Origin of the sequence: Nocardia pseudovaccinii NBRC 100343 (genome assembly GCF_001613225.1) — a bacterium.
Taxonomy (GTDB): domain Bacteria; phylum Actinomycetota; class Actinomycetes; order Mycobacteriales; family Mycobacteriaceae; genus Nocardia; species Nocardia pseudovaccinii.
This window is the reverse complement of the sequence record NZ_BDBY01000160.1, coordinates 1-6,202: the sequence shown is the minus strand read 5'-3', so window position 1 is coordinate 6,202 and position 6,202 is coordinate 1. Positions and strand designations below refer to the sequence as shown.

The window sequence follows — 6,202 nt, the reverse complement described above, 5'->3', positions numbered from 1 at the left end:
AACGCCGAAATTCCCCCGGCGTCCGGACTCGTGGGCACCCACGTGATTGCCTTCTTCCCGTCACTGGTGGCCTCGCAGCAATGGTTGACCGATCGGCTCGCGGGAATGCCCGCTCCATCCAACTGCGCGGCGCTGCCGTAGCACGGTGATTTTCGGTGCATAATGCCCGGCGGCGGGTCGGTTCCAGGCCGAAACCCGCCGTCGGTGTGCTGATCGAGTACCGCGTGCGATTCTCCCGACCGCGGCGACGATGCACCCCTCGGCTCAGGAAATTCGTTAGGTCAGAAGGTGGTTTTCGACAGATTGCTGGCAGGCGGCGCGGGCACAGCTATTCTGGAGCGACAGTTTTACCGCAACGGATTTCGGCGGCCCCACCCCCTGTCAGTGCTGTTCTGTTGGAGGCCCGAGGCACCTATGTCGATCTTCGAGAACACTGAAAGACGCGACCCCAAACGGTATCTGTGGATACTGGGGCTGATCGCTCCGACTTGCGCCGTACTTCCTTCACAACTCGTGGTCCATACCGGCCTCGAAATATTCTGGTGGATCGGTCCGATCATCGTGCTCGTGGTGATCCCGCTGCTGGACTGGGCGATAGGGAACGACGGGAGCAATCCGCGCGACGAGGATTACGAGTCCTTGTCCAACGATCGCTTCTACCGGTGGTGCACTTACCTTTTCCTGCCGCTACAGTTCATCGGCCTGCTCATCGCGGGATATCTCTGGGCGCGACCGGCACTGAGCCTATCCGACAAGCTGGGTTTGGCCGTGACGCTCGGGTTCGTGTCGGGCATCGGAATCAACGCCGCCCACGAACTCGGCCATCGAGTCGAGCACCTCGAACGCTGGCTGGCGAAAATCGCACTGGCGCAATCGGGATATGGGCACTTCTTCGTCGAGCACAACCGCGGCCATCACGTGCGCGTCGCGACGCCGGAAGATCCGGCCAGTGCCCGATTCGGCGAATCACTGTGGGAGTTCCTGCCGCGCACTATGATCGGCGGCTTCCGCTCGGCTCTGGTTCTGGAGCGTGAACGCCTTTCCCGCAAGGGAAAGCGCTGGTTCTGCTTGGACAATCATCTGCTGCAGGCTTGGTCGATGAGTGTCGCGCTATTCGGCACGCTGATCGTCCTCTTCGGGCCCGCGGTGATCCCGTTTCTGGCGCTGCAGGCGCTGATCGGCGCCGGGCTGCTCGAGACGGTGAACTACGTCGAGCACTACGGACTGCTTCGCCCGCGCGGCCGCAATGGCAACTACGCGCGCTGCTCCCCGCGTGACAGCTGGAACAGTGACCGTCTGGTCACGAACATATTCCTGTTCCATCTACAACGCCACAGTGACCACCACGCGAATCCGGGGCGCCGCTACCAGACCCTGCGCAGCTCTGAGCAGGCGCCGCAGCTACCCGCTGGCTATGCCAGCATGATCCTGTTGGCCGCCGTCCCGCCGATCTGGCGCGCGGTCATGGACCGTCGCGTCCTTGCCCACTACGGCGGTGATATCACCCTCATCAACACCAAACCTCGGACCAGGCGTCGCCGCATCTCCGCTCGCTTGCGCCGGACACGTCCACTGACAGCCGCATCGGCGGAGTCGGCTACTCGCCCGTAGCGGCGCGGTTGCCTATCGTCTTCGGGGACATCGGAGTCGGAACCATTTCTGCCGAACAGATCGCGAGTCGTGAGCATCTCATCCACCACACTTGTCCCCGCTTCCGTACCGAGCCCGGCATCGGCCGGTCGACGTGCCGAGGCCATTCACCGCTTTCTCGTCAAACCGGCCGACGCGGGCATCGCCGGTTCGGTCGACGGCGGCAAGCTACTCGAATGGATCGACAAGGTCGCCTATGCGGCGGCGGCTCAGTGGAGCGGTTGCTACTGCGTTACCGCCTACGTCGGAAATATTCACCTGGACCGTCCGATCGCGGTCGGTGAATTGGTCGAACTGCACGCGAATCTCGTGCACACCGGGCGCACCAGCATGCACATACTCGTCAGCGTCTATTCGACCGATCCCACGCGACGCAAGCCGGTGCAGACGGCGCAGTGCCTGACGATCTTCGTTGCGATCGACGACAACCGGCGGACCGTCGAAGTGCCGCAATGGAATCCGACGTCGATTCTGGAACTCGAGCGGCATCGGCAAGCGCGAGCGCGGGTTTCGGTTCGGAAGCGGATCGAGGAGGCGATGGCGGCGCAGCAGTACACAGCGGCGGGTACAGCGCCGACGTCGATTTTGCGATTCCTGGCCGCGCCTTCGGATATCAACTGGGGTGGCAAGGTGCACGGCGGTCGCACTATGCAGTGGATCGATGAGGCCGCGTATATCTGCGGTGCCGATTGGGTTGGGCAGCATGTGATTACGTCGTACTTCGGCGGGATACGATTCTACCGGCCGATTGTCATCGGGCACATCGTCGAGGTGAGTGCGCGGCTGATTTACACCGGGCCGCGGAGTATGCACGTCAGCGTGCACGTGACGTCGACGGATACGCATTCCGATGAACCGGCGCTCGCCGCGCACGGCCTCGCGGTTGTTGTCGCGGTCGATGAGAACGGTAAGGCGCGGCCGGTGCGCCAATGGGTTCCGGTTTCCGCGGAGGATGAGGCGCTCGATGCGCATGCGCGGCATCTCATCGAATTGCGTGCCGAGGTGGAGCGGTTCACGCAGGCGAGTGATGTGCCCGCGGATGCCGAGCCCAACCATTTCCGGGTGCCGATGCCGTAGCTTCTGAGGTAATCGAGCTCCGTCGAGCGCAGTCAAATGGCGGTGCTGCGGGAGGTATCGTGCCGCGTTTTGACTACGCTCGGCGAGCGAGCCGGACCGGATAGCGCGGCAACCTATCAAAGGTATGAGTCGCTATCGGACTGGAGCAGGGACGACCCCGACAACGGCCCGGCGCCTGTGGTGCCGGGCCGTTTGCTCTCGATCAGCTGCTGCCGAATGTGCCGCGGGGGAACAGGTGGCGGGGGAATCGCCACGGGTCGTTCCAGCGGCCCGGGAGATCGCAGTCGTCCCAACGGCCGGGGCTGTGGTTCCAGTCGTCGAAGAAGCCGGGGCGGTCGCAATCCCAATCGTTGTTGTGCGGGTGCCGCACCTCGGTCACGCCGGGTTCGCTGGTGGCCGGGTCGGCCGAGGCGGGTATGGCCAGTACGGTCAGCGGGACTGCGGCGAGGGCGCAGGCCATGGCCACTCGGGTGAATCGGCGGGGAGTCGTTCTCGAGAACACGGTGGTTCCTTTCTATCTGCGCGTCCGCGGGGACGCCGTCGTTGCTCGCCGGATGCAGGGGATGCCCGGCGACGCAACGATTTGCACGTCCACACTCGGCCGCGACCGGTCGGATGGCAATGGTGCGAACACGATTTCAGGAAGATTCATCATTTGGTATGACGAGTCCCCCAGGTGGTGGGTGTCGGCCTCAGGGGCGGAGCGGAAATCCGCTGGTTCTAGACTGTTACCGATGAGTAAGTTCTTTGGCTCGGTCGACGAGGTGACGCGGCGGCTCACCGACGCCGGATACCTGCCCTCCACCGACATCGCCACCGCGGTGTTCCTCGCCGGTCACCTGGGCAAGCCCCTGCTGATCGAGGGTCCCGCGGGTGTCGGCAAGACCGAGCTGGCCAAGGCGATCGCCGCCGCCACCACCTCCGACCTCGTGCGCCTGCAGTGCTACGAGGGCATCGACGAGGCCCGCGCACTCTACGAGTGGAATCACGCCAAGCAATTGCTGCGCATCACCGCCACCGACAACGTGAGCTGGGACAGCACCCGCGACCACGTCTTCACCGAAGAGTTCCTGCTGCAACGCCCGCTACTGGCCGCGATCAGGAACCCGCATCCGACAGTGCTGCTCATCGATGAACTCGACAAGGCCGATATCGAGCTCGAAGGACTGCTGCTCGAGGTCCTCGGCGAATATCAGGTCAGCATCCCCGAACTCGGCACCGTGACCGCCGTCCGCAAGCCCTTCGTCATCGTCACCTCGAACGCCAACCGCGACCTCTCCGAAGCGCTGAAACGCCGCTGCCTCTACCTCCACATCGACTATCCGACAGCGGAATTGGAGCGCGCGATCGTCCGCATGAAGGTCCCCGAGCTCGACGAAGCTCTGGGGGAGCCGGTAGTACGAACCGTCGCCGCCCTCCGCGAACTCGCCCTCCGGAAACCGCCCTCGATCGCCGAAACCGTCGACTGGGCAAGAACTCTCGTAGCTCTTGGTGCCCGAAACCTATCCGGCACCATCGTCCGATCCACCCTCGGCGTACTGCTCAAATATCAAGCCGACCACCGCACAGCCATCGATCGCCTCGAGCTTCCGGCAGCCGATCCATACGAACGCAGGTCGTCATGATCGCCGCTGCCGTGATCCGAGTCGCGCCCGAACGGAGGTGTATGCGATGCACGGCGCACGAATGTGCCGCCCATCAACTGCCGCACCGTTTATCCGGATCTTTTGCGGGCGTCTGCGACGAGTGCGGATCTCGCCGACGCGTGGGGCAGGTGGGCGAGGTGGGTCGGCGCCGATCGGGCCGACGGACGCGGGCGGGCGCGTGTAGTGGAGAACCGCTCTGCGTGCGGTGCGACGATATATCAACTGCCACAACGTATCTCGGTATCAGCACCTTTCAAGGCATCGGCTCGGGATCCCGACAATGGGTGCGGATGCCGAGGGAGGGGACCGAGTGGTGACGTCACCCGCGCGGCGCAGCCCTGAGCAGCCCGCCAGCACTATGACCGATCGTTTGGTCGAGTTCGTCGGTCTACTGCGCGAGCACGGCATCTCCGCAGGCCCGAGCGAAACCATCGACGCCGCCGAGGCAATGCTCGCGCTCGGCCTATCCGACCGCAACCGCCTGCGCTCCGGCATGGCCGCCTGCCTGCTACGCCACAACGGCCAGCGCGCCGTCTTCGATCAGCTCTTCGATCTCTACTTCCGCACTGCCGAGCAACCGGCAACCCCGTCGACGTCCGAATCCATCGACGATCTACGCGACCGCCTGGTGGACGCACTCGCTCGAGACGACCGTGCTGCCGTCACCGAACTCGCCCGGCAGGCACTCACGGCACTTGGTGGCTATGGGGGAGTCGGCGCAGGTGAGCCCTCACGGCCCGTCACCACCGCATCGGGTGCGGGCTGGTCCTCCTATCTGACCATGAAATCCCTAAGGCCAGAAGAACTTACCGATCGCATCGTCCAGAGTATGGGCACCGATCTCGACACCACTGTCCGCGCCATCGAAGCCGACCGCCGCCTGCGTGAATTCCGCACCGCCGTCCAAACCGAGGCGCGCCTGCGCTCCGCCCAACTCCGTGGCACCGAGTACATCGCCCGCCGCGGCGTCGAATCCAGCACCGACCAGGTCGACTTCCTCGGCGCCCGCACTCAGGACCTCGCCGAAATGCGCCGCCTGGTAAACCCTTTGGCCCGCAAACTCGCCACCCGCCTTGCCGCGCGGCGCCGCAAGGCGGTCCGCGGCCAGATCGATATGCGCCGCACCTTGCGTCGATCCATGGCCACCGGCGGCGTGCCGATCGACCCGGTTCTTCGCGCTCGCAAACGCGGCCGTCCCGACCTGGTCGTACTCGCCGACTTATCCGGCTCCGTAACGGGTTTCGCCGAATTCACCCTGCAACTCGTCCAAGCGCTGCAGGACCAATTCAGCAGGGTCCGCAGCTTCGGCTTCATCGACACCTGCGACGAAATCACCGCCCACTTCACCCCCGGCGAACCCCCGACTCCCGACCTGGCCGCGCGAATCATCCGCCATACCAACGTCGCCCGCTTCGGCAGCAGCAACTACGGCGAGGCATTCCAGGGCTTCGTCGACAACTACCTCGACGCCCTAGGGCCCCGCACCTCCCTCTTGATCCTCGGCGACGCCCGCACCAACCGCACCGACCCCAATATCCCTGCCCTACAAGCAATGTCCTCGCGGGCCAAGCATGCCTACTGGCTCAATCCAGAGCCAGCCCGCTCCTGGTCCACCGGCGACTCCGCCGCCCAGGTGTATGCCGAGCGGATAACCATGCACGAATGCCGCAACGTCAGGCAGTTGGCCGAGGTGGTCGGTCGACTGCTGCCAGCTTGAGCGCTCCGATGAGGTGTATGTCGAGCGGAACAGCCATGCACGATGTCGCGACGTGAGGCGGTTGGCCGAGGTAGTCGGTCGGCTACTGCCAGCTTGACGGCTCCGACGAGGT

General features: G+C 64.6%; 5 protein-coding genes. 4 read left to right on the top strand and 1 reads right to left on the bottom strand.

What is annotated here, in order from left to right:
• Positions 1-414: 414 nt before the first annotated feature.
• Together NP3_RS19015 and NP3_RS19010 are read left to right on the top strand one after the other, a co-directional pair.
• Positions 415-1,611 carry an alkane 1-monooxygenase gene (locus tag NP3_RS19015; protein ID WP_063042939.1) on the top strand — a complete coding sequence of 399 codons (1,197 nt, stop codon included), beginning with the start codon at positions 415-417 and terminating at the stop codon, positions 1,609-1,611.
• A gap of 144 nt (positions 1,612-1,755) precedes the next feature.
• Positions 1,756-2,727, top strand: a complete 972-nt coding sequence (locus NP3_RS19010; protein WP_373864767.1) for an acyl-CoA thioesterase — start codon at positions 1,756-1,758, stop codon at positions 2,725-2,727.
• 202 nt (positions 2,728-2,929) lie between these two features.
• Here NP3_RS19010 and NP3_RS19005 read toward each other — a convergent pair whose 3' ends face one another.
• The gene (locus NP3_RS19005; protein ID WP_157124393.1) at positions 2,930-3,229 is read right to left on the bottom strand and encodes a hypothetical protein; all 300 of its coding nucleotides are present in this window, start codon (positions 3,227-3,229) and stop codon (positions 2,930-2,932) included.
• Positions 3,230-3,461: 232 nt separating this feature from the next.
• On the opposite strand from NP3_RS19005, the gene NP3_RS19000 reads away from it, so the two are divergent.
• Complete coding sequence (locus NP3_RS19000; RefSeq protein ID WP_063042937.1) at positions 3,462-4,352, top strand: AAA family ATPase; 891 nt, start codon at positions 3,462-3,464, stop codon at positions 4,350-4,352.
• Between the two features lie 331 nt (positions 4,353-4,683).
• Positions 4,684-6,090 carry a vWA domain-containing protein gene (locus NP3_RS18995; RefSeq protein ID WP_245721008.1) on the top strand — a complete coding sequence of 469 codons (1,407 nt, stop codon included), beginning with the start codon at positions 4,684-4,686 and terminating at the stop codon, positions 6,088-6,090.
• Positions 6,091-6,202: the final 112 nt, after the last annotated feature.

Coding starts and splice junctions, on each gene's coding strand:
- NP3_RS19000 (WP_063042937.1), top strand. CDS start 3,462: ATGAGTAAGTTCTTTGGCTCGGTCGACGAGGTGACGCGGCGGCTCACC.
- NP3_RS19015 (WP_063042939.1), top strand. CDS start 415: ATGTCGATCTTCGAGAACACTGAAAGACGCGACCCCAAACGGTATCTG.